This window comes from Pseudomonas triclosanedens (genome assembly GCF_026686735.1).
Taxonomy (GTDB): domain Bacteria; phylum Pseudomonadota; class Gammaproteobacteria; order Pseudomonadales; family Pseudomonadaceae; genus Pseudomonas; species Pseudomonas triclosanedens.
This window is the reverse complement of sequence record NZ_CP113432.1, coordinates 3,559,820-3,582,515: the sequence shown is the minus strand read 5'-3', so window position 1 is coordinate 3,582,515 and position 22,696 is coordinate 3,559,820. Positions and strand designations below refer to the sequence as shown.

Below are 22,696 nucleotides of genomic sequence, written 5' to 3'. Positions count from 1 at the left end.
CCTGTGTGATCAGCAATGGCTCGATCGTGGGCAGCGAGGGGCTTTTAGGCCGCAAACAATAGGAACTCGCGCATGCCCGGATTGATGGCCTAGAGGTACTTCTTGAAGCTGCCTGCGGTCAGGCTCACGGCCAGTCCCAGCAAGGCGGCGCTGGGCAGCAGGATCAGCAGTGGATGCACCGAGATCGGCAAGGCCAGGTACGTGACCCACGGCAGCACGGCCAGCGGCATCAGGCTCGCCTTCGCGCGGTGGTAGATGAAGCCGGATTCCCGGCCGGCGCCGAACCGGCGCACGTCCCGCCGCACCAGGCCGTCGATCAGGCCGACGAACGCCGCGGTGAAGATCAGCGGCAACGTGAGCACCAGCACCAGCAGGCGCACCAGGAACGTGAGCGTGGTGAAGGCTGCGGCGATCAGGTAGCTTTCAGTCCAGACATAGACCTGGCTGATGTAGTAGCGGAAGTTGCGCGTCTGTCCATGGCTGGGCGTGCGGGCGCGTTCGGCGGTCTGGCTCATGCGCTCCAGCAGCCCGGAGCGAACGAATACCCATTCGTAGCCGGTATCCACCAGTTCGTGCGCGGTGCGCCCCGGCTCCTGCACGACCACGCTGCGCGTGAAGTGGCTGGACAGGTGCCCAAGTTCGTACTGCAACATCTGCTGCGAGTGCCGCCAGCCCTGGTCCTTCCAGAACAGGTGCATGCCTACGCACTCCACGACGATCGAGAACAGCAGCGAGCCGATCAGCACCCCGAGCAGCCGGAACGGCAAGGTGATGGTGCCGACGATCAGGCCCTGGCGCTGGTTCTGCTCCCGTTGTGCAGTGGAGGCGGCGTCCTTCATGGCGAGGCCTTGTTGCCGGTGTCCTCGTCGGTGGCAATGGCCACCGTGGGAGGTTCGGCCGCAGCGGCGTCATCCAGCAGGTCGTCGGGCAGGCCGGTGTCCTGCAAGGCCGGGGAGCTGGTGAACTCCCACCACTGCGTCGCTTCGCTGTAGCTCTGGCGCATGTACCCGGCCAGTTGCTGCAAGTCTGCCGGCATCACTTCGTCCGGGTCCGGTGCCGGCAACGGCATGCGCACTTTCCAAAGCTGACCGCCCTGCAGCAGCGCGAAGCACTGGCCCTTGGGCAGGCCGACGACGTGCGACGGCTCGATCATCGGCACGCTGGACATGCTGATGCGGTCCTGGGTGTTCGACGTGAAATCCGTCGCCCCGCGAATGTCGGAGCTGTCGGTCGCGCCGCTGACGATGGTGGTCGTATAGACCTCGACCTTCGGTAGTTGCCTCGTCAGCAGTTCCGCGGTCGCGGTCTCGCGCACGCGCAGCATGAACAGGTTGTTGAAATTCCCGATCACCTGGCCAGCTTTCGCGCGGTTGCCGATGCGTGCCTCGATGTCCGAGAGGGTCTGCGTGTACGCGGTGACTTGCAGGCCGGCACCGCCGCCCTTGTTGATCAGCGGAATGAACTCATCGCCCATCAACTCGTTGAATTCGTCGGCGTGGACATTGATCGGTACGCGCGCACCGGCCGATGCACCAGGAAGGCCGTCGTCGATCCCGTGCTTGTAGATATGTCCGGCGACCGACACGAGATCGCTGAACATCGAATTGCCGACTGCTGCGGCGACCTCGGCGTCGGACAGCGCATCCAGGCCCACATAAACCACGGCACGCTTTCGGATGACCTGCATCCAGTCGAAGATCGGGCGCGGGTCGGCCAGGTCGGAGTAGTTCGGGGCCAGAAGTTGCGCGATCTTGCCGCTGGTGAGCTTCTCCAGCAGCGGCAACAGCGATGCGACGATCTTGTCGAAGTACGTCTTGTCGTAGCGGACGGCAGAGCGCAGGCCGTCGAGTACCGGGTCGTAGTTACGCGCCTGCGAGAGGTACTGCTCCAGCGCCACCACGCGCTTTTCGCGCCCGATCATGTTGCGCGGGATGTTCTTCTCGTTGAGCTTGGCCTCGATCTGGACGATCACCTCCCAGGCCTTGGGCTCGGTCTTGGCAAAGAAATGCTGGGCGTACTCGATGAACAGCGCGTCGATGTTGATGACGTGCCGCTGGATCAGCATGTAGTCGGGCCGCTGTCCCAGCTCCACCAGGGCGCGGGCAATGATGTTGACGAACCGCCACGCAAACTCTCGGAAGGCGGCGGAGTTGCCTTCGCCGGAAAGCTGCCCCGCGACGCGGGTGGCCACCTCGCTGATGCGACCGAAGCGGCCCACGGCGTTGTAGCGTGCGGAGATGTCCGGCCAACCCAGGTGGAACACATAGAACTCGCCTTCGCGGCCGGCACGCAGGGCTTCGACGTACATCCGCTTGAGCAGGTCGGCGTCCCCCTTGGGGTCGATGACGATCACCACCTCGTGCTCGCCCGTGGCGTTCACGCGCCGGATGTCCTGGGTCACGAACAGTTCGGCCAGCCGGGTCTTGCCGACGCGCGTGGTGCCCAGTACCAGCGAGTGGCCGACGCGCTCGCCCAGCGGCAGGCTGACGTCCACCTCCTCGGGTTCGATGCCGTGCAGGCGTGGCAGGCCACCCACCGGCGGCAGCGGCCGCACCGGGTTGAAAGGCACGTCCCAGCCAGTGAGTTTCGACAGCCGGGACAGCGGGAACGGCGCGAACTCCAGCCGTTCTTCCAGCCGTCGCGCCAGCCGGTAGGCCGGTGTGGGCTCGACGTAGCGGCGGAACTCCGGCCGGTACGTCTGCATGAGCCTATGGGTGTGCTTCTGCTCCCACAGGAAGCCACGCCCCACGAACAGCCGTTGCTGGCTGACCGGCACGTCCTTGCTGGTCATCACGTAGCGCGGCAGGCGGCGGATGTTGCGCCGGTAGCGCAGGATGACGCGGGAATCGCGGTAGCGGATGGCACCGTAGGCACCGAACGCCAGCGCACTGCCGACGCCCATGGACGGGCTCAGCGCGAGCGACCATGGGGCCACCAGGGACAGAAACGCGGCGCCCGCGCATGCGGCAACGGTGTAAAGCTCCACCGCTGGGCGAAGCAGTACCTCGACCGGCTGTTTCCCCGACATGGCTTCATTGCTCGATGCCGGTGGCCGTGATCAGCGCCGGGTAGTGCCGCAGGCCCAGACGCTCGGCCAGGTCGTCGCCGGACACAGGCGCGAGGGGTACGCCGGGCACCAGGGCGCGCAGCCGCGCCAGGCCCTGCACGGTCTCGACGTTAACTACCAGGCCGACCGCGCCGCGCTCGCGCAGCGCTGCCGCCTGGCGGCGCAGCCAGGCCCGGGATGCCTCGTCGTCGCCGACGACCACAAAAGGCCGCAGGCCCGGTGCCTCGATGACCCGCCGCGCGACGGTGCCGGGCGTGAGCTTGGCGCTGCGTACCGGCAGCATCGCGGCCTCGTCCGCCGGCGTGGCGGGAACCTGGGGCGTCGGGATGTGCGGCCGGGCCGGTGCGTTGGCTCGCGGCTGGAGGTTCAGGGCTTCGTAGTACGGCAGCGCCGACGCGCCGCCGCGGTCTTCGACCACGATCAGCGGCTCGCCGGCGAGCGAGGCCAGCGGCAGACCCGCCAGCAGCACGAGCAGGCCCCGCAAGGCCAGATGGGATGTCGTCATGGGGAACTCTCCTGGCGCGCGGCGAGGACCGCGGCGGTTGGGCGCGCGCCCTGCACGCGGGCAAGGTGGCGGGATACGCTGCGCCGGTAGCGGGCGGCGGGCTCGCCACCCGCGGGGCGGTGGTAGCGGCCGATCGCCAGCAACCAGTCCTCGCCGGGCGTGTGCTGCTCGCGCAGGATCTCGGCAGCGATGGCGAGGTTGCGGTACGGGTCCAGCAGGTCGCACGCGCTGGCGTAGCGCTGCTGGTGGTAGCCGAGGTTGATCTGGCCCAGGCCCGCGTCGATGCGTGTGTGCGGCGTGGAGCGCATCACCTGCTGCAAGCCCGCGCAGGCATCGGCGCGGGTCGCATAGCGGCGCGACTGGCCGGCGACATTGAGCGACCACGGCCACGGGACGATGCGCCCGTTGCGGCGGATGCCACTCTCCTGCAAGGCCACGGCGTAGAGCACTGTCGAGGGGATGCCTGCGCGCTGCGCGGCGAGCTGGTAGGCCGGTGGCGGAACCTCTTGCGCATGAGCCGCGCCGGCGTACAGACCAGCGGCAAGCACCATTGCGCGCAGGGATGCGACTACGGCTGGCGCTGCCATTGGCCGTTCACCTCGCGCACGACCGCGGGCAAGTCGCCGGGCAGGCCCAGCGACAGCCAGCGGCCGCCGTCGTGGTTGAGCGTGATGCTGCCGCGGCGCACGCGCGCCGGATCGACGTTCGCGCGTTTGGCCCAGTCGCGGATGCGCGCATCGTCCTGGCGGCTGCCGACCATGTACAGGTCGAACTCGGTTCCCGAGGATTGCAGGCGCTGTACGAGCTGCCCGCAGGCTTCGCAGCCGTCCTTGACGAATACTGCCGTGCGGCCGGAGCCGCGCGTGGCTCCCGCGACCGGCTTGTCGTCCGGCAGGTTCACCCGCTGCATGCCGGGGTTCAGACGCTGCCAGGCCTCGTCGTAGGCCCTCTGGTAGGCGAGCAGCTTCTCCACGCGGCGCGCTTCGATCTGCACCTGCAGCTCGGCGTAGCGGCGCCGTTCCTCGTCGGTGCGGGCTTCGATGCCCAGGGCCGACAACGGGTCCAGGTTGGGCGAGTAGATGCCCAGCGGCCCGTCCATCAGCTCGCGGTAGCGCGCCCACTCCTGCGGTTGCAGGCCCCAGTCGCTCGCCACCCGGTCGTCCAGAACGCGGGCGGCCAGCGGGCGCTCCTGGCTCTGTGCAGTGCGGGCGGGAACCGCAGGCGGCTGCTGTGCCCACGCGGGCCACTGGGCGGACGCCAGCAGGAGCGCGGAAAGGATGATCGATGGCTTCATGCGCTGTACTCCGGTCAGGGAATCGTCACGCGACGGGTCTGGTCGCCGGCCTGGAACACTGCGGTGTTGCCCTCGACGGCCTGCAAGCGCCACGGGCCGACCGCATCACCTGGCAACAGCACCTGAAGCTGGTCGGGCGTGAGGTCGCCACTGCTCGGCGCGACAGACACGCTGCGCTCGCCGGCACGCAGTTCGGCACCGACGATGCGGAACGGGAGCGGCGATGGCTCGGGCTTGGCGGCTGACTTGCTCGGTGTGCGCGGCCGGGTGGGTGCTGCGGCGCGTGCGGCGGCCTGGCGCGTCTTGATCTGCTCGACTTCGGCGCGCAGCGCCTGAAGGTCGTCGGCAGCGGCATAGGCGTTCAGCGATTTCTCGACCTGGGCTGCGCGTGCCTCCAGGATTTGGCGGGTGTCTTTGAGGTCTGCCGCCGTGGCGACGGCCGGACGCTGCTGGATGGCCTCGACGGTCTCGGCCAGGCCTGTTGCCTGCGCTTCGAGGCGTTGCAGGCGGGAATCGAGGCGAACCTGATCGGCCTGGTCGTTCATGGCTTGGTAGCCGACGGCCACGAGGACGCTGAGGCCGATCAGCCAGAGCCACATCAGGCTCTGAACCACCACGGCGGCGGTTGAACGCTGGGCGGGCTGCGGGGCGTTCATGGCTGGCCTCCCGATGCCGCGGGCACCAGCGGGAACGTCTGCACCGCCTCGGTGGCGGGCGGCGCGGGTGCGTTGTCGGCGGTCATGCTGTCGCCGGGTCGCTCGAAGCAGATTTGCCGCGCGCGGTCATCCGCGTGCAGTTCCCAGGCCGGACCAGCCAGCGTGAGCAGCGCATCGCGCAAGGTCATGGGGCCGAGGTGCAGGTGCGCCGCCGGCAGCGGCAGCGCGTACAGCTCGATAACCGCATGCGCGGTCTCGCAGAGCTGGTAGCCACTGCGCTTGAGGACATGCCGTAGTCCGTCGCCGACCGTGGCGCGGGCATCCTCGGGCATGGAAACGTCGATGGTCTGCAACAGCAGGTCGCGCTGCGCTGCTGTCGGTGCCAGTTCCACGAGGGTGTAGCGGCCATAGCGCACGACGGGGATGTACTCGGGTGCCTCGGGTGCGGGCACGGCCGAGACTTCCTCGATGGTGTCGGGCGCAACCGGCGTGCTCGTCGTCGCGCAGCCGCCAGCCAGCACCGACCAAAGCAGGCCGAGAAAACCCGCCAGCAGGCGGCGTTCGGGATGGTGAAACCAAGGTGGAGAGGGGCACATGGCGCGTCGTCCTGAAACATCGAGCCCTCACCATCGCCGTTCGGGCCACGAGCGGCAGCAAACAATGCGAACCAGGCAGCGCCCGATTTACCGGCTGCCACCCTCCAAAGAAAAAGGCCCCCGAAGGGGCCAGTGAAAACGCATCGGGCTTCGCCCGATCAATCCCGAGCCAGCTTCAGGCCGGGATCGACCTGTGCCAGTTGGGTGTGCGACCAGCAGCGCACGAACTGCCCGTTCTCACCGAGCGGCCGGTTCGCCACCGCCGCCGAATACTCCTCGGTGTCGCTGGTGTCGTAGCAGATGACCTTGATCTCGCCGCTGTCGCAGCGGATAGAGTGGATCTGGCCGTCGGTCATATCGACCACGACGACTTGCGGAACGAGGGCCAGTTCGCGGGCGGCCGACAAGATGGGGCCATGTTCGGCGGCGTCGAAGCAGATGAACGGCCCTTCGTATCGAGCTTCTTCGGCCAAGTCCTTGGCCTTGTCGTAGTGGATACCCAGGTCGTATTCCCCCTGGGTGATCCTGACCTTGAAGACCGGCATGTCGGGACTGCCAGAAGCATCGATGCAGGCAACCGCGACTTGCATCTCGATCTCACCGCCGTCGGCAGGTTCGGTCGAGGGGATGACGGCTCGGCCCGTGGGGGCGTCGTCTCCCATGCCCATGCGCTCGCGCATTTCGTCGATGAAATCCTCGGGGGCCATCAGGCCATAGCGCGCCAGGCGCAAGGGAATGTCCTCGGCACCGAGGTTGCCGTCCTCGATGCGCTGCTGCATGAAGGCGGCGATCTCGGCTTCGAGCGTTTCGCGGTCGGCCGTCGAAGGCACCTCGGATACATCGATCGACCAGGTGTCCACTTCCGCGGCGGTCTCGCCGGTCAGCAGTCCCTCGCCGATGGCGAGTTCGCACATGCGTTCCAGCCGTGCCAGCAATTCCGGCGCGGCCTCGCCGTTGAGCAGATAGGTCACGTCCAGCGTCAGGCGCGCATTGACGGTTTCGGGCGTGTCTTGGGTATGGGTGTTCATGGAAATCTCCTTGGAATGAAAAATGCGCAGCCACGTCCACGGAGACCGTGGGCGTGGCTGCAAGGTGGGAACAATGGAAAGCCGGCGGCGCGAGGCCGGCGTTGGCGTGGGGATCAGGCGGCGACCAGTTGCCGGGCCAGCGCGACCTCGACGGAATCACCGTCTTGGTTGAGCACATCCAGGCCCGATTCGGGCACGTCGCCCGAGGTGGACTGCGAGACCATGATCTTCTTGGCCATCAGCTCCAGGCAGGTCATCTGCGAGGAACCGGCGTAGCCGAGGTAGATCACGCGCACCGGCTGTTTCTGTCCGATGCGCCAAGAACGGCGTGCCGCCTGCTGGAGCGAGTACACGTTGTAGCCCGACTGCATGAAAACGATCGTCGGGAAGTCCAACAGGTCCAAGCCCGTCTTGACCAGCTCGGGGTTGGTGATGAGCACGTCGATGCCACGGTCCAATTGCTCGGCGATCCAGTCCTCGCGGCGGCTGGCATCCACGCTTGCGCGCAGCACCGCCACCCGAAAACCTTCTTGTTCCAGCAATACCTTCAAGCGCGACGTGGTGTCGCGCGTGCCGGTATAGACCGTGTAGGCCAGAACCTTGCGGCCCTGCGCCTTCTCCTCTTTGCAGATGTCGATCAGCTCGCGCTCTTTCGGCGTTACCTCGAACTCGTTGAACTGAGCCGGGACGAACGCCAAGGTGTTGCGCGTGCGCGGATGCACCACGGTCTCCGACCGGAAGCAGCAGTCCGGCCAGGCCAGCAGCACGTTGAGGACCACACCCAGCAGCGTCGTATCGCGTCGCGCCAGAGCTTGTTTCAGCTCCGCGGTCAGCCGACCCGCCAGGTCGCGGTAGGCCGCGGCTTGCGCCGTGTCCATTGCGACTTCACGGAACTCCTCGTCATACGGCGGCAGGACGTTGCCGCCGATGTCCTTGAGCTTGAGGAAGATCGTGAACGGCAGGATGCACCGCAAGACCCCTTTCGGCCCGAAGCCGGGAGCCTTGACCGTGCGCACCGATACCTTGGTGCCCCTGGCCGTCTTGTGCGCCGTGCCTGCGCTTTCGGAGTAGATGTCCTTGAGGACCCCGTGGTCCCTCATGAACGCCATGGCCGCCGAGGTCATGCTGCCGCTCGTGGTCGGGCGGTAGCCGTCTTCGATCATCCGCCCAGGCAGGGCTCGGAACAGCAGGTAGAACAGGTCGTCCCCGTAGCCGCCCATCAGCGTGCCTGTCAGCAGCAAGGTCTTGCGAGCCTTCGCCGCCAGCACGCCCATGGCCTGGCCCTGGGCACTGCCGCCGTTCTTGTACTCGTGGGCCTCGTCCGCGATGCACAGGTCGAACGTGCCTTGCGGCAGGTAGCGCTTGATGAACTCGGACGGCTGGTAGCCGCCCTCGCCAAAGCCGAACTCCATGTTGGCCATCGCACGCTCCATGCGCGTGGCCTGACGGTCGGAAAACACCAGTTCACCGTTGCCGTCCATGAGATTGATGAACTCATGGATGTTGTCGCCCAGCATCGACGCGAGGAAGCCGTCGCCGAACTTCTGCATCAGCTTCTGCGCGGTGACTTCCCCGATGGTCGGGATGCGCTTCAAGGCTTTCAGCACGGCCGAGGACTGGTCGCTGCCGGACAGGCTGCGCGGGCGGATCAGTGTCCACAGGGGTGCGGCGCAATGGCTGCACCTCCTGCGGTATTCCTCGGCTTGGAGCGCGACCGGGTTGACCGGCTCGCCGTCGAGGTCGGTGATGACCGTGCCGCAGTCCGGGCACGCCGCCACGTTGCCGTGACGGGTACGCCGTTGGGTGAAGACGGGTTTCCAGTGGAACCCCATCCGCATCCTGACCCGGCCTAAGACAAAGAACTCCTGGCCCGTGGGCTGGACATTCAACTGCTCGCGCAGCTTGATGAGCTTGACGAGCGTATCCGGCCCGTTGAGCACCCACACCTTGGCGCCTGCCACCGTCTCTTGGATCTCTCGCCGCCACTTGTAAACAAGGTGCGGCGGCGAAAGAACCAGGGTGCGGCGGTAGCCTTCGGCGTTGAGTACGGCGGCCGTCGCGATGCCGACGGTCGTCTTGCCGCAGCCCATTTCGCCATTGACGATCGCGGCGCGTTCGCCACGGTCGATCAGCAGCTCGGCGGCGGCGTGGACGACTTCGGCCTGGGCCGGGAACAGCTTGCGCTTGAGGCTGGCGACGACGAGTTGCCGGTGCGCCTGCGGCTGGCCGTTATAGACCGGCGGATTCGCGCTGTTGAGGGCGTTGAGCAGTTCGTCGCCGAACTCGCCGACGAAATCCTGAAGGCTCAGGGTCAGAGGGGAAGATTCCGCATCCAGCAGCTCGCCCTGTACGGGGTCGGCATCGGCGGCAGTGGTTTCGAGATCGAGGGACATGGTGATGCTCCAATGAAAAATGGGGCATGCACCACCCCCAGCGGGGCGATGGCATGCCCCGTGGTGGGATGAAGAGACGGCAAGCAGCCGTCGGGTGGAGAGAATCAGTACTCGCTGGGAAGCAGCAGCGTGGTCACGCTGCGATCCCATTCGGTAATGATCCACAGTTGCAGGGAGGGGGCGATCTGGTAGGAGGAAAACAGGCGTTCCTCGCCCGACTTCAAGGCGGCATCGTTCTGCCGCTTGTCGCAGTCGTCCAGGTCGCCCCAGTCGCCATTGAGATGGCGAAGCAGGTACGGAACCGGGTTGAGCCGGCCTTGTTGAATCAGGGCATCGACGCCACAGGTCATGACGGTCTGGCCGGGAGAGAAACGTCGGCTCGATGCCTGGCTGACGGGAAGTGCTTGGGCTGCCATGGAAGGCTCCTTGAAAATGGAGGGGCCACGGCACCCCATCGGGGCGACGGGACCCCGGTGGGTGGATGAAAGTGACGGCGAACCGTCGTGGGTGGAGACCCGATCAGCGGATGGTCAACACCTCGCCCCGCGTCGGGGAATCAGGCGTCATGTCCCATGCGCGGATGACCGGCACGAACTTGTCGGTGAGGATGCGGGTTTCGGCGACGGAGCCGTCTTCGCGTTCGGTGAATTCCCGCTGGAGCGTCTTGTCCTTGTGGGTATCACCTTTGACGACGAGCACACGTCCGGTCTTGGAGCGCACAACCCCCGAGATCGCGCCCGCGGCCAGGGCCAGGGCGAGATGCCAGTGGGACAAGGCACGCGCCGGTGGACGCAGCGACTGCTGCGAGGCCCCCAGGTGCGTGTCCAGCGACGGCCAGAGGCCTTGCAATCGGCCAACTTCATCGGCGAACTGTTCCGGCTCCATCGTCACGCGGAAGAAATGCTCCGGCTCGGCCGGACTGGCGGGGACGATGTACGGCAGGAATGGCCATTCGCTCGGCAGCTCCTCGGCTTCGACTTCGCCAAGCCCAACTTGCAGCAGCAGATTGCGCACGGCCTTGACGCCTTCGGAGACTTGTTCGCGTTGACGCACCCTGCGGCCGAAGATCATCACCTGCTTGAACTGCGGCTCCACCGCTCGGTAGATCCGCAGGTCCGTGTAGTGGCGCGTCAGCCAGCCGACCAGCTCGGCATCGAGCACGTAGCCGGGGACGATGAAAACCAGCACACCGCCGTATTGCAGCAGCGACACACTGCGCTGGTAGAACAGCTTTTCGAGTCGAGGGCGACCTTGGCCCTGATAGCCGATGTTGCCGTTGACGTCCTTGGACAGATCGCCATACGGCGGGTTGAGCCAGAGCAGTCCGAAGGACTGCTTGGAGATCATCGTGTCCATCAGGTCGGCGTGCAGGCAGTGATCGACGAGACCGCGGGCATGGCGTGCCCGCTCCGCGTCGAACTCGACGGCGAACGCCTTGGCCTGCTCGCGCCCGAGGGCATGAGCGGCTTCGGCGATCGCCACGCCTTCACCGGCGCAGGGATCGAGGATGCACATCGGCCCATCGCTGGGCATCAGTGCGTTGAGGGCTCTTTCGAGCGTGGATTCGTCGGTCGGGTAATACCCGTTCTTGGCGAAATTGCGGGCGAGCCGCGGGAACATGAGGGCCATGGAAGTCTCCTGGTTGGCGGGGATGAAGGGCGAAAGCACGCCTGGGCGTGCTCTCGCGGGTGGGTCAAGCCGCTACCGCTTCCGGCGTCCAAATCTTGGCCGGATAGGGATAGGCGGTGAGCACGTCACTGCGGATCAGGGAGCCCAGCGCCAGGGTCAGCGCCGGCACGTCGATGGCGAGCCGATGGCCTTCCAGTGGCCCGAGGGCGAACGGAAGACGGGCCAGCATCTCGCGGGTCTGTAACAGCTCCAGCACGGTTTCGCGCCAGTGGTCGAGCAGCGGCAGTGGGCAGGTGTCCCGTACCAGCATCCACAGGCGGTCAAGCCGGTGGGCGCTGCCCTTGGGCAGCAATGCCAGTGCGCTGGCGTTGGCCTTGTCGGGCTTGACGCAGCGGCGGTCGAACAGCCACACGTTGGACAGCGAACCGAACAGCGTTCGCCGGTAGGCGCGGGTCATGCGCTTTTCCAGGCGATCGACGTTGCTGACGAACACCGGGACGCTGCCGCCCTGGTCGGTGATGACGTGGAACTGGTCCAGGCCCTGCTCGTCGCGCCCGAGGGTCAGACGAGCGAGGAACTGCTGGACGGCGGTGTCGCGCGCCCAGATCGACAGGAAGATCAGATTGCCCTGGTCATCGCCGACGCAGGCGTCGGCCATCACGTCCGGGCATTCGTCGATGCGGTACAGCGTGGTGGAAGAAGTGTTTGCGGGCATGGTGGTGTCCTCGGATGAACGGGAACAGCACCGCCCGCTGGGGCAAGTACTGCCCCAGGGGGTGGATGAAAACCGCTCAGTCCGGCTCGAACTGCCGGGTGTGCGGGTTGAAGCGCAGCGCCTTATCTACCGAAGTGATTGGCGTGAAGCCCTCCAGGTAGATGTTGTTGAGGTACTGGTCGCGGTAGGCCAGTGCCTGTCGTGCCTGTTCCTCGGTGAGGCCGTTGCTGATGAAGTACTCCAGCATTTCCTCGTCGGAAGAAACTTCGTCGTTGGACAAACTCCCTTCAACGAGCTTCAACAGCGAGGGTGGGAGCGCAGCCAGGATCGGGTCCATGTCGGTTCCTCCTGGCTCAGGCCATCATCGCTGCGGTGGGTGCCGCAGGTGCCGTGGGTGTGCGCCGCCGCGCGTGGTAGGCGCGAACGCCTGCACGCCAGTCGGCGGACTGCTCCGGTGCGAGGTCCAGATAGGACAGCGGGCACGAGTAGTAGTACGGGTGCATGGACTCGTCCAGTGGCTTGTAGCCCCACTGGTCGCCGCTGCGTTCGAGCAGATCGCAGCGGATGTAGCGCAGGGATTGGCCCGGCGCCAGATGACGATGCACACCCTCGACCCTGGCCGTCACTTCCATGACGGACCAGAGGACGTTGCCGCGCAGCGCGTGGGCGATGACCTTGACGCTGGCGCGCTCGGTCTCTTGCGGTGCGATCAGTTCCGCGATCAGTTCAGACCGCGATTGGGGGGAGAAATACCAGCCCATGAGAGGCCTCCTGAAGAATGGAGCCGGAGGTCTCCCCGGGGGGAGAACCCCCAGCGGGTGATGGAATGCCGCGTGTACGGCGATGGAGTCTGGTGCGGACTAGGAGCCGCAACCGGCCGGGCAGTAGCCCAGTTCGATGCCATGGGAGCAATAGCCGTTTGCAGCGTTCCAGTCCTGTGTTTCCTGCCGTTCGGCAGGCGTTGCGTAGTCCCATTCCTGGGCCGCGATTTCCAGGGCCTGAGCCCGCTGGCTTTCCGGCAACCGACTGGCTTGCGCGTCGATCTCCGAACTGAAAAGCGTGACCCAGTGATCCCAGGACAGGCCGCAACCACGCTGGGCGTGCTCGGCCGCCGTCTTGCAGACAGCGTGCCAGGCGGGTTCGTCCAGCGTGGAATGAGGTGCATCGCAAGCGATGGTGGACATGATGGAGACCTCCAGAAGAAAGCCGGAGCCTCCCCCGCATGGGGAAGGAACCCCGGCGGGTGGATGAAGAACACCGCGGATGCGGCGTCTGCGATCACGCAGGTTGCAGTTCGGCCTGGTGGCTCCACTCCTGCGTCTTGAAGTCCAGCGCGTAACCCAGTTCACCCAGGCGGGCGATCTGCGCGCGTAGGGTGCGGCGGTCGATGGTCGAATCCAGTTTCACGGACTCACCCAGCGGCCAGAGCAGCCCGAACAGCGCGGTGTCGCCATCTTCGGTGCTACCAGCGGCAGCAGCCGCAGCGGGCGGCGGGGCATCCACACCAAAAGGCGTGGTATCGATCAGCGGGTCTGCCGATGCCTGCACGGGTGCGGGCTTGGCGGGCCTGGATGCCTTGGGGGGCTTGGTCGGCGTTGCCGCTGGCTGCGCGCCCAGTTCTTCATCGAGCGGATCGACTTCCTGGGTGGTGAAGCTGCGCGCCTCGTCACGGCTCAGTTTGTCGATGCCGTTGAGCGTCATCCCGTCCAGGTTGGCACGGATCTCGAACCGCATACCGTCGCCGACGGGATAGGACTTCGGGAAGATGTAGCGGATGATGAACTCCCCGTCGTACTTGCCTTCGGGGTACTGCTCCAGCTCCGCATCCTTAACCGCGAACTTGCCGATGGGAGTGACAAGTCGTCCGACGTTGAAAGGGCCGTTTCTTCCGCGGATCGTGCGCAGCGTGAGTTGGCCTGGAACGGTGATGGGCGAACCCAATTGCTCGGGCGCCGATGTGACTGCCATGATGGTTCTCCTTGGGGAATAGGAAAAAAGCAAGGCCCCGTGAGGGGCCATGCCGGATCAGAACGAAGCAGCCAATGCCGGCTCCTGCTCCTCGACTTCGCCTGCGGGCTCGCGCTCGGCGGGCTCGACAGGCTGGTCGGCAGCGGTGTCGGCGGCAACCTCGGCTTCGGGTGCGGGTGCGTCCTCGGCTTGCGGTGCCTCGGCTTGCGCCTGGCTCGTCGGATAGACCTGGGTGCCGTCGATCTTGATGAGACCGATGTGGACCAGCGTCGATTCCAGGCTCGCTCCCGGTTCCCCGGCGCGCTCGCCCTTGGTGCGGATGTACGGATCGATCTTCATGTCGTTCAGACGGAAGGCGATCAGCACCTTGCGGTCCCCTTCGATGGCCTGCACGCACCGGCGAACCAGGTGCTCGGCTTCAGGGGTGGCGACGATGGTGTCGAAGTACCGATATTCCGGTTCACCGACAGGCCCGGCCAGTGCCGCGACGCAGCACGACAGGAACGGATCGCCATCCTTGGGGGAGACGTCCTTCGGACGGCTGAGGTAGCCGATGCCGCGGGTGATCAGCTCATGCTGCTTGATCGAAGCCAGTTCGGCACGGTCAAGCGGCTCGGCCTTCAGCAGTCGCGCCTTCAGAGACGCGGCGGCCTGGCCCTTGTGCTCACCCTTGTCGCGGATGTACGCATCGCCCCAGAGGTCGCCGAGGCGGAAGCGCACCAGCGGCCGCTGCTTGGGATCGTCAACGCCGATGTAGCGCTCGACCAGTTTCTTGGCCTCGGCACCCGAGACCTTGACGTCGAAATAGCGGTAGCTGGGGTCCTTGGCGGAACCGACCAGTGCTGCGATGGTGCATGCCAGGAAGGGCTGCGCTCGGCGGCCGCCCCGGACGGGAACCTCGCGGGCACGCTGGATGTAGCCGATGCCCGAGGTGTGGAGGTCGAAATACGATTTCTCGTTGGACGTGGTACTCATGGTGAATCTCCATAGGGATGAAGCGGAGACACACCGGCCCCACGCATGCGGGGAAAGGTGCGTAACCCCGCGGTGGGTTGATAAGGCGAAAGCATCCGCCACCAGAGACTGGTGGCCGCTCGCGGACGGATGCGGTGCGAGCTGGCTCGGTCACGCAGTGGGAACTGCGCGGCAACCTCGAAGACCGATGGTTGCCTGGCATGTCGCTGACAACGTCAGCAGGCATGGGGGCAGCATGTCCGGGCCTCGCGCGCGCGGCAGCAATCAATCGGCATCCGGGTGTTTCCCTTTGTCCGGGCCACTCGGCGCCAGCCACAGGCACGTGGGGCCGCGCAGGTGGTCGGGGGGGGGGCAGCGCGGGGACGGCTCGGGCGGCACCGCCGCGCGTGCCGACTAGCCGCCAGCAGGCAGCGCGCAGGCTGGCGCCACCTTCGTCGGGCAGGAGACGAGCACGCACGCGGCGAAGGCCGCAGTGCGGAAAAAAGGAAGCCCCCAAGAAGGGGGCCGTGAGGGGATGGTGGTAGTCGTTGCGCTACACCGATGGCACCACCTCCAGCGACAGGTGCGTCGTGGTGGCGGACAGCATCAGATCGTCCGTGCCGTGCAGGATGCGTGCGAAGACGCCTTCCTTCGGGTCGAAGAACTCGCCGAAGTCGTCGCCACCCAGCTCGGCGCGTGCCAGTTCCCACCAGTCGTCAAACGGGTCGGTATCGGGGTTGCAGCCGACGGCATAGGCCAGCAGCTTCACCCGGCCATCGGGGCGGCGCTCCCCTTGTTCGGATAGGAAGTACACGCCCTGATCCTTGGCAAGGACGACGCGGCATTGGTTGGCGACGGCCTCGGCCAGCACGGGGCGCAGGTCGGAGCCTTTGAATCGAAGTGACATGGTTGATCTCCTGAAGAAAAAGGCCCTCCACCCGAACGGATGGAAGGCCTTGGGGGCAAGTTGCCGATAGGCAGAGGACTCAGCCGTAGTGGCGCTGGGCGTCCTGCCACGTGACGAAGCGTGCATCCCGGCCGACCGAGACTGGAAGCTCTGCATCCAAGGCATCTTCGAGCGAGAACTGCGTTGCTTGGTCGAGCTGCACCCAGCCGAACTCGTTGGACCAGAAGCCAGCGCTGTCGCTGATGGCCGACTCATTGGGCGAATACACCACCCAGCGGTCGCTTGCCTCGCACGTCATGCCGTAACCGCCTGGCGTCGCCGGGTGGCCTTGGCGTCGATCACGCTCACGTCGATCAGGCGCCAGCGCCCGTCGTCGATAAGCCGCTCCAGCATTTCACCGAGCATGTCGAAATACACCTCGTCGTGTCGATCGACCAGCTCGCCGTCGTGGTGCAGCTCCACCACGTAGGTGTCGCCGCCGCGGTCGTAGAGGATCGTCACCTGGCCCTCGTACTTCGTGGTCGAAACCGTGAAGCTGATCGCCGGGGGTGTTTCGATGATCTTGGACGGCTTCGGATCGACCCAGGTGAAATCGCGGGCACCCGCATCGACCAGCATGTGGGTGATGCGTCGGAACCCGTCGGGAGCCGGCATTTCCTCCAACTGCTGGATGAGCTGCCCCAGTTCCATGCACTGCGGCTCGGGGATGGGGAGCTTGGCCGGCGCGGAGCCGAGGATGTGCGTCTTGATGGTGTAGGGTCTGCCATCCGACGTGTACTCGGTGCGCTCTTCCGGCGTGTCTGCGCGCAGGCCGTCGAAACGGCGCCGTGCGTAGGGCTGGACATGCACCTTGGCACCCTCGCTGGGAACGGTGGTGACCAAGTTGGGATCGAGCACCGCGAACTCGCTGGGCTTGAGCTTGACGACGATGGCGTCGTCGTTGGCCGCGACCACCTTGCCGTCGAAGGGTTGGGGATCGATGGCGAAGCCCAGCGTCGAGGACTGCGGCTGATCATCGAACACGCGGTACTTGAACGACCGCACGTTGCGGGGTACATGGCCTGCGACAAGCGAAGGCATCATGGATTTGATGAGGGAACGGTTCATGGGAATCTCCTTGAGGAAGAACAAGGGATTCCCCGCCCACAAGGGAGAGGTCCCCTGTGGGTGGATGGACGCGGTGCGTCCGTAGGAAGAAACGACCAGCACGGTTTCCAGTGCTTGCAGCCTCGAAGGTCTTGGCTGCCTGGGCATGTGTCGGCAACGCCGACGAACATGGCGCAAGGGTGGCCCAGGGCTGGGCTACTCGCCCGCATGAAACGGCACTTCGCCGCACCCGGTTTCCTGCGCTGCGGGCAAGAAAAAGGGGGCCGAAGCCCTCAAAGATCAAAGCAGGCCGCGTTCGGCGAATGACATGGTGCGGCTCCCCGCGACGATGATGTGATCCAGCGTGCGAACGTCCACCAGCGCCAGCGCCTGTCGAAGCTGCGCAGTCATCGCCTTGTCGGCTGCGCTCGCCTCGGGGTTCCCGCTCGGATGGTTGTGCGAGACGATGACCGCCGCCGCATTGAGCCGCAGCGCCTGTTTCACCACCTCGCGCGGATGCACCTCGGCCGCGTCGATCGTGCCGTGAAACATCTCCACGTAGTCGATCAGCCGATGGCGCGTATCGAGAAACAGCACGGCAAAGACTTCGTGCTCGAAACCGGCCAGCTTGGCGCGCAGGTAGTCCTTGACCGCCGCCGGCGAACTGAACGATGCACCGCGCTGCATCTTCTGGTCGATGACCTGGCGCGCGGCTTCCAGAATCTGGTCGGCGTCCGCCGGCCGATAGCGTCCACGCCCATCGCGCACCATCAGCGGGGTGTCGAGAGAGAGGGAGAGTTGCGACATGATCGTGCTCCGGTTGCTCGGGCGGAATTGCCCGGAACCGTCGCCAGCACGGCGCAGCGCAAGCAGTCAGGGGTTGCAGACGGCCGCCAGGACGCCAGCGCGCCTAAGCGCGCGCCGCCCTTGACGGCGAGAACGCCGTGATACGGTGAAGGGAACAGCAAGCCCGCCTAGACGACATGCCCTCGGCGTACAAGCTCGCGCGCAGCCATCGCGCCGAAACCGCTCGACGCGCAGGTAATCAAGATGATCTTGGACATCTGTTTCGCCTTGTGTTTCAAGCGAAACCGCCGTTGGAGCGAATGACCTGTCCGTTGACCCAACCGCCTTCAGGCCCGGCCAGGAAGGACACCAGATTGGCAATGTCTTCGGGCTGGCCGAGACGCTCCAGTGGTGGCACCTTGGAAAGGCGCTCGATTTCTTCCTGCGTCTTGTCAGCCAAGAACAGTTCCGTGGCGACCGGGCCAGGTGCGACTGCATTGACGGCAATGTTGCGTCCACGAAGTTCGTTAGCCAGGACGTGCATCAAGCCCTCGGCGCCTGCCTTGGATGCGATGTAAGCACCATAGCCGGGAAACGATTTCGCAATCACGCTGGTCGAGAAGGTGACGATGCGGCCGCCAGCATTGACCCGCTTGGCCGCCAGGCCGAGGACGATGAACGTCCCGCGCAGATTGGTGTTGATGACCTTATCGAAGGCAGTCAAGTCTTGGTCGGCGATCTTGGACAGCGCCATGACGCCGGCGCTATGGACGACGACATCCACATGCCCAAATTGATCTTGCGTCTTATCAAAAAGCGCCTCCATCGACGCCGAATCACTGACATCTCCTTGAACGGCGAGTGCCTTACCGCCGGCAGACTCGATCAGTCGAACGACTTCATCTGCCTTGCTGGCGCTGCCTGCAAAGTTCACGACGACAGCGAAACCATCTTTGGCTAGGCGCAGAGCAACTTCGCGACCGATGCCGCGCGAGGCACCTGTGACGATTGCGACTTTCTTTTCGATCTTGCTCATGTTTTTTCCTTGGTGAATTAAGTAAATTATGGGAGGGAGATTAGGGGGCGGCAACCTTGTTTTTTAGGTTCAATATGAAAGTTCGTATTGGTTGTCTTAGGGGATCGAAAAGTGGGGTGTCCTTTTCGTGCAGAACGATTTCACTCAGTAGTTTGACCCCGCAACAAAGGTAGGAACGGAGGTCCGATCCAGACTACGGCACGAAGGCCAGGAATATGTATGCGGCGCAGATCGTCAGGTGAAGCGAGCCGCGCAATACCGAGGCGCGGCCAGACACCACCGTCACGATGCCGACTACGGTGGTCAGCACCAGCAGCACCATCTCCTTGGATTCCAGGCCGAGTGTCAGCGGGGCATGCAATATCGCCGAAGCAACGGCGACGACAGGAATGGTCAGGCCGATGCTGGCCATCGCCGAACCGAGCGCGATGTTGAAACTAACTTGAACCTGGCCGGCGTGCGCAGCCCTAGCCGCCGTCAAGGTTTCGGGCAAAGCAACGATCATTGCGATCAGCACGCCGATCGACGATGACGGCAAGTGCGCTTCTCGGATCGACTTTTCGATGAGCGGCGCAAGCGTCTCGCTTCCGTAAAAAATCGTCACCAGCGTCACGAGAAGCAAGGCCGAGCTGACGATAGCCGTCAGCCTGGACGGCTTATGCGCCTCTAGTGTCAATGCCGAAGCGGTGCGCTCGACGTGGACGTATTCGTGCAGCCAGGCGGTCGATTTGGCCGCGTGCAACACGTACAGAACTGCTGCCGCAGTGGACGCGAACGCGAGTTGCGCACCGTTGAATTGGGGGCCTGGCCCGCTGCGAGTGAATGAAGGCAAGACCATAGTGAGAGTCGCGACCGTTGCGACCGTCGCAAAGGCCGAACCCGAGATGAAAGCATCGAACCGCACTATTTCCTCGCGCCGCGTGCTTACCAGCAGCGCGAGCCCCAACATGCCGTTGCAGCACAACATCAGCGATGAAAACACCGTGTCGCGTGCGAGTGTCAATGCTGCGGAGCTTGCATAGGTCATCACCGAAACCACAAAGCCCGCTTCCACGACCGTGACGCTCAATGCCAGAATCAGGGTTCCCAGGATGGGGCCTACGCGGCTGGCGACGACCTGGGCGTGATGCACGGCAGCGAGTACCGCGGCCACAATCGTTGCGAGCAGCACCGGGAATACCAGCCCTTGCAGTACAGCGTGGCGCGTCGCAATGACGATGGCTGTTGCTAGCGCCGTGACCAGCAAAGCCCATCTGGAAAGTCTTCCTGTGCGCGTCATGGAGTGCATTTTTTAGGTGTATTCAAGTAGGTGCCACCACGTAGCGCAGAAAGTGAAGTCAGCGCGGGCAGCATAGGAACAGGTCAAGCCTCACTTCCAATCCGACTTATCAACGCTACCGTCTTCTTGCTCGATCATCTCCTTCAGAAGTCGCTTGATTCTTTGCAGCTTTCGGTACTCGATCAGTGCATGGATGATCTGTGTCCACACGAAACCCGTGAACGCCAGCCAAAACGCCAAAGTGCCCGCCCCGATGATCCGCAGTCGCTGATAGTCCTGACCATGCAGCCAGAACGCCCAAGCCACAAGATTGACGCCGACCCAGCCTAGCCACATCAGCACTACCCTGAACACCAACTTCGTGTGCTGTTCTATGGCCACCTGCATTGCGGCATCAATCCGCGGCGGCGTCTTGCCGGCCTTGCGCTTGGCTGTCATCTGAACCTCCAAGGGTTCCGCAGCAAGACTTCGGGCCAGGTGACTTCCTCACAATCAGTAGCTGGTGCGCAGCCGTTGGCCGCATTCCTGGGTTCAGTCAGAAACGGTAGGCAGATGCTGTTCGGTATGGGATGCCACCGCATGGCATTGGCACCACGGCGGGCCGTCTGCGCCTGGGCATATCTGTGGCAGGTCGCGGCAGTACCTGCGTCTGTTAGACCCGAAAAATCAAGCAGGCCCAGTCGCCTACTGCCACAGGATGGTCGTTCGTGAGGTTTGTTGTTCGATAGATATGACATGTGATCGTGTACGGAAGAAACCGAACGACCCGATCACAGTCTGCGGACGCAAAAGAAACCCACAGCCCTGGAGGATCAGGGACCTGTAGGCATCATCAGCCGCATATAAAACGACGGCGGTTAGAGGAGGAATGCCATCTCCGCGTGATGCGAGAGATATTAACCAGCGCCGGTTGGGTTGACAACGCCCGCGGACTTTTACCCCTGGAGGACAGCGGTGGCCGTGCGGGCGATCACTCCCGATGCCGCAGAACGAAGTGCGTCGCCTCGCAGAACCGGGACAACGCGCCGGATGTTGCCGCGCGATCAGTGTGTGACCATCGACTGCAACTGCTCGGTCACGCCGGGTTCGACGAGCACGCACGGCTGCTTGTCGGCGACAGGCACGTTGAACACGCGAGCGAACACCTCGCGCTTCAGCCGCGCCGTTGGCAAGCGAAGCGCACAGGCCCGCATGGGCCGAAGGCGTCAGGGGCCAAAGCCGGATGGCCGCGACTCGACACGAGGCGCGGGGCGTAGCCCGCGAACCCGCCGGCGGCACACCGGGATGCAAAAACAATATGAACATTAAAAATGTTACGGCTGTTGCTATGTTACGGTCGTTTCGTTATGATTGTACGGATGAAAGCACAAAACTGGCTGCTACTAACCTACAAGGTACCCGCCGAACCGGCGAAAAAACGCATCGCCCTCTGGCGCAAGCTCAAGGGCATGGGTGCCGTCTATCTTCAGAACGGCGTCTGCCTACTGCCGAAAAACGACGATCACACGCGCCGCCTCAAGATCATCGAGAACGAGATCGACGAAATGGCGGGCGAATCGGTGTTGCTCGAAACCGTCGCGCTGGATAAGGCGCAGGAAGACAAGGTGGTTGGGCGTTTCAAGGCCGATCGCGACGAGGAATACGTCGAGTTCATCGACAAGTGCAGCGACTTCGAGGCCGAGATTGCGAAAGAGACGGCCGCGAAGCACTTCACCTACGCCGAGCTGGAAGAAAACGACGTCGATCTGAAGAAGCTCCAGACCTGGCTGGAGAAGATCCGCAAGCTCGATTTCTACGTCGGCACGCGCGCCGCCGAGGCGACCGATCGCCTGGCGCAATGCGAGGCGCTGCTCGACGCCTACGCCCAGCGCGTGTTCGAGGCCCATGACGAAAACCGCTGATTCAAGGAGCTACGCATGTCGCTGACTGTCCTGACCTACAACACCTTATTCGCCGGTCGCGATGGCGCGAACGACGAGCGCGCCCAGGCGCAGATTGGCCTCATCAACGAAGTGCGCCCCGATGTGTTCCTGATGCAAGAGGCCAAGGGCTTCGACGCCAACGGCGGCGCCTGGTTGCACGCGCTAGAGAACGCCATCGGCATGCGTGGCTTCTTGGCAGTCGCGCCACGCACGGGTCAGAACCTCGCCATCTTCATCCGCGCGCCGCTGCGTCCGCTGGCCTTCGAGGTGGACGGCGCGCATTTTCATCATGCGCTGGCAACGCTGCGCGTCGCTGTGCCGGGTGTCGAGATGCCCGTGACCTTCATCAGCGCGCACTTGTGTCCCAATGGCCCCGACGTGCGCCGGCGCGAGGCGGCTTATCTGGCGGTACAGGCTGCGCCGGACAAACTGACGCTCATCACGGGCGACTTCAATTCCGCATCGCCGCATGATCCCGAACCGGCCGACTGGCCCGCACTCGCATCCCATCACCGTGGGCGCTATCTGGCCGATGATCTACAGGGCATCGACCGCAGCGTGCTCGCGCATCTCGAAGCAGCCGGTTGGGTCGATGTAGGCCATCACCTCGGCGGTGCGGCGACGCCGACCGTGCCGACGGCGGCCTACCGCGCCGCCGAGTTCGCCACGATGCGCTGCGATTACCTACTTGCATCCGCGGCGCTGGCCCGTACCGCGCAGCATTACGAAGTGCTGCGCACGCCTATCACCGATACGGCTTCCGATCACTACCCGGTGCTGGCGCGCTTCGATCTGCCCTGATGCGAAGCGCCATCCATGCTGCCACCGACCTTGGCCGCGCGCCTGCGCCTTCGGCCCCGCAATGACCGAGAGGC

27 protein-coding genes and 1 riboswitch are annotated in these 22,696 nt (G+C 64.7%); of the genes, 2 read left to right on the top strand and 25 right to left on the bottom strand.

Annotated features, from left to right (window positions below):
• Positions 1–89 precede the first annotated feature (89 nt).
• From OU419_RS16480 to OU419_RS16365, 25 genes are all read right to left on the bottom strand, one after another.
• Complete coding sequence (locus OU419_RS16480) at positions 90–839, bottom strand: TIGR03747 family integrating conjugative element membrane protein (RefSeq protein ID WP_192276372.1); 750 nt, start codon at positions 837–839, stop codon at positions 90–92.
• On the bottom strand, positions 836–3,028 hold the full coding sequence (traD, locus tag OU419_RS16475) for a type IV conjugative transfer system coupling protein TraD (protein WP_254473780.1): 2,193 nt from the start codon (positions 3,026–3,028) through the stop codon (positions 836–838). The genes OU419_RS16480 and traD overlap by 4 nt, the downstream gene beginning before the upstream one ends.
• Before the next feature lie 4 nt (positions 3,029–3,032).
• Positions 3,033–3,572 (bottom strand): integrating conjugative element protein, encoded by a 540-nt coding sequence (locus OU419_RS16470; RefSeq protein WP_071039654.1) that lies wholly within the window; start codon positions 3,570–3,572, stop codon positions 3,033–3,035.
• Positions 3,569–4,159: a transglycosylase SLT domain-containing protein gene (locus OU419_RS16465; RefSeq protein ID WP_071039653.1), complete on the bottom strand. Its 591-nt coding sequence runs from the start codon at positions 4,157–4,159 to the stop codon at positions 3,569–3,571. The genes OU419_RS16470 and OU419_RS16465 overlap by 4 nt, the downstream gene beginning before the upstream one ends.
• Positions 4,141–4,866 (bottom strand): TIGR03759 family integrating conjugative element protein, encoded by a 726-nt coding sequence (locus tag OU419_RS16460; protein ID WP_071039652.1) that lies wholly within the window; start codon positions 4,864–4,866, stop codon positions 4,141–4,143. The genes OU419_RS16465 and OU419_RS16460 overlap by 19 nt, the downstream gene beginning before the upstream one ends.
• A 14-nt stretch (positions 4,867–4,880) precedes the next feature.
• Positions 4,881–5,522 (bottom strand): hypothetical protein, encoded by a 642-nt coding sequence (locus OU419_RS16455; RefSeq protein ID WP_254473781.1) that lies wholly within the window; start codon positions 5,520–5,522, stop codon positions 4,881–4,883.
• On the bottom strand, positions 5,519–6,118 hold the full coding sequence (gene pilL2, locus OU419_RS16450; protein WP_071039650.1) for a PFGI-1 class ICE element type IV pilus protein PilL2: 600 nt from the start codon (positions 6,116–6,118) through the stop codon (positions 5,519–5,521). The genes OU419_RS16455 and pilL2 overlap by 4 nt, the downstream gene beginning before the upstream one ends.
• 158 nt (positions 6,119–6,276) lie before the next feature.
• Positions 6,277–7,146, bottom strand: a complete 870-nt coding sequence (locus OU419_RS16445) for a hypothetical protein (protein WP_071039649.1) — start codon at positions 7,144–7,146, stop codon at positions 6,277–6,279.
• 113 nt (positions 7,147–7,259) lie between these two features.
• Positions 7,260–9,539 carry a helicase-related protein gene (locus OU419_RS16440; RefSeq protein WP_071039648.1) on the bottom strand — a complete coding sequence of 760 codons (2,280 nt, stop codon included), beginning with the start codon at positions 9,537–9,539 and terminating at the stop codon, positions 7,260–7,262.
• Between the two features lie 104 nt (positions 9,540–9,643).
• Entirely contained in the window at positions 9,644–9,889 is a 246-nt protein-coding gene (locus OU419_RS16435; protein ID WP_456239214.1) for a plasmid related protein, read from the bottom strand.
• Between the two features lie 169 nt (positions 9,890–10,058).
• A complete protein-coding gene (locus tag OU419_RS16430; protein WP_254473782.1) occupies positions 10,059–11,168 on the bottom strand; it encodes a DUF6094 domain-containing protein in 1,110 nt (369 codons plus the stop codon).
• Positions 11,169–11,232: 64 nt separating this feature from the next.
• Positions 11,233–11,883, bottom strand: a complete 651-nt coding sequence (locus OU419_RS16425; protein WP_071039645.1) for a hypothetical protein — start codon at positions 11,881–11,883, stop codon at positions 11,233–11,235.
• A gap of 76 nt (positions 11,884–11,959) precedes the next feature.
• Positions 11,960–12,220, bottom strand: coding sequence for a hypothetical protein (locus tag OU419_RS16420; protein WP_071039644.1), 261 nt, complete (start codon positions 12,218–12,220; stop codon positions 11,960–11,962).
• Between the two features lie 16 nt (positions 12,221–12,236).
• Complete coding sequence (locus tag OU419_RS16415) at positions 12,237–12,644, bottom strand: hypothetical protein (protein WP_071039643.1); 408 nt, start codon at positions 12,642–12,644, stop codon at positions 12,237–12,239.
• A gap of 99 nt (positions 12,645–12,743) precedes the next feature.
• Positions 12,744–13,067, bottom strand: coding sequence for a conserved plasmid protein (locus OU419_RS16410; RefSeq protein WP_071039642.1), 324 nt, complete (start codon positions 13,065–13,067; stop codon positions 12,744–12,746).
• A 94-nt stretch (positions 13,068–13,161) separates the two neighbouring features.
• The gene (locus OU419_RS16405) at positions 13,162–13,851 is read right to left on the bottom strand and encodes a DUF3275 family protein (protein WP_254473783.1); all 690 of its coding nucleotides are present in this window, start codon (positions 13,849–13,851) and stop codon (positions 13,162–13,164) included.
• A 57-nt stretch (positions 13,852–13,908) separates the two neighbouring features.
• On the bottom strand, positions 13,909–14,826 hold the full coding sequence (locus OU419_RS16400) for a DUF3577 domain-containing protein (protein ID WP_033448836.1): 918 nt from the start codon (positions 14,824–14,826) through the stop codon (positions 13,909–13,911).
• Between the two features lie 532 nt (positions 14,827–15,358).
• Positions 15,359–15,712, bottom strand: a complete 354-nt coding sequence (locus tag OU419_RS16395; protein ID WP_071039640.1) for a DUF3085 domain-containing protein — start codon at positions 15,710–15,712, stop codon at positions 15,359–15,361.
• Between the two features lie 79 nt (positions 15,713–15,791).
• Positions 15,792–16,010, bottom strand: a complete 219-nt coding sequence (locus OU419_RS16390) for a hypothetical protein (protein WP_071039639.1) — start codon at positions 16,008–16,010, stop codon at positions 15,792–15,794.
• Positions 16,007–16,819 carry a GTPase gene (locus OU419_RS16385; RefSeq protein WP_071039638.1) on the bottom strand — a complete coding sequence of 271 codons (813 nt, stop codon included), beginning with the start codon at positions 16,817–16,819 and terminating at the stop codon, positions 16,007–16,009. Before OU419_RS16385 ends, OU419_RS16390 begins: the two co-directional genes overlap by 4 nt.
• A gap of 279 nt (positions 16,820–17,098) precedes the next feature.
• Positions 17,099–17,605 carry a RadC family protein gene (gene radC / locus OU419_RS16380; protein WP_071039637.1) on the bottom strand — a complete coding sequence of 169 codons (507 nt, stop codon included), beginning with the start codon at positions 17,603–17,605 and terminating at the stop codon, positions 17,099–17,101.
• 274 nt (positions 17,606–17,879) lie between these two features.
• Positions 17,880–18,620, bottom strand: coding sequence for an SDR family oxidoreductase (locus tag OU419_RS16375; RefSeq protein WP_071039636.1), 741 nt, complete (start codon positions 18,618–18,620; stop codon positions 17,880–17,882).
• 40 nt (positions 18,621–18,660) lie between these two features.
• On the bottom strand, positions 18,661–18,753 hold the full coding sequence (locus OU419_RS29035) for a hypothetical protein (RefSeq protein ID WP_408004957.1): 93 nt from the start codon (positions 18,751–18,753) through the stop codon (positions 18,661–18,663).
• Positions 18,754–18,813: 60 nt separating this feature from the next.
• On the bottom strand, positions 18,814–19,899 hold the full coding sequence (locus tag OU419_RS16370; RefSeq protein WP_254473784.1) for a calcium:proton antiporter: 1,086 nt from the start codon (positions 19,897–19,899) through the stop codon (positions 18,814–18,816).
• 90 nt (positions 19,900–19,989) lie between these two features.
• On the bottom strand, positions 19,990–20,337 hold the full coding sequence (locus OU419_RS16365; RefSeq protein ID WP_071039635.1) for a hypothetical protein: 348 nt from the start codon (positions 20,335–20,337) through the stop codon (positions 19,990–19,992).
• A 378-nt stretch (positions 20,338–20,715) separates the two neighbouring features.
• A riboswitch (Fluoride riboswitch) is annotated at positions 20,716–20,787 on the bottom strand.
• Between the two features lie 422 nt (positions 20,788–21,209).
• Here OU419_RS16365 and OU419_RS16360 point away from each other — a divergent pair.
• Both OU419_RS16360 and OU419_RS16355 read left to right on the top strand, forming a co-directional pair.
• Positions 21,210–21,800 carry a Chromate resistance protein ChrB gene (locus tag OU419_RS16360; protein WP_254473785.1) on the top strand — a complete coding sequence of 197 codons (591 nt, stop codon included), beginning with the start codon at positions 21,210–21,212 and terminating at the stop codon, positions 21,798–21,800.
• Positions 21,801–21,815: 15 nt separating this feature from the next.
• On the top strand, positions 21,816–22,622 hold the full coding sequence (locus OU419_RS16355; RefSeq protein ID WP_254473786.1) for an endonuclease/exonuclease/phosphatase family protein: 807 nt from the start codon (positions 21,816–21,818) through the stop codon (positions 22,620–22,622).
• The last annotated feature ends 74 nt before the right edge of the window (positions 22,623–22,696 follow it).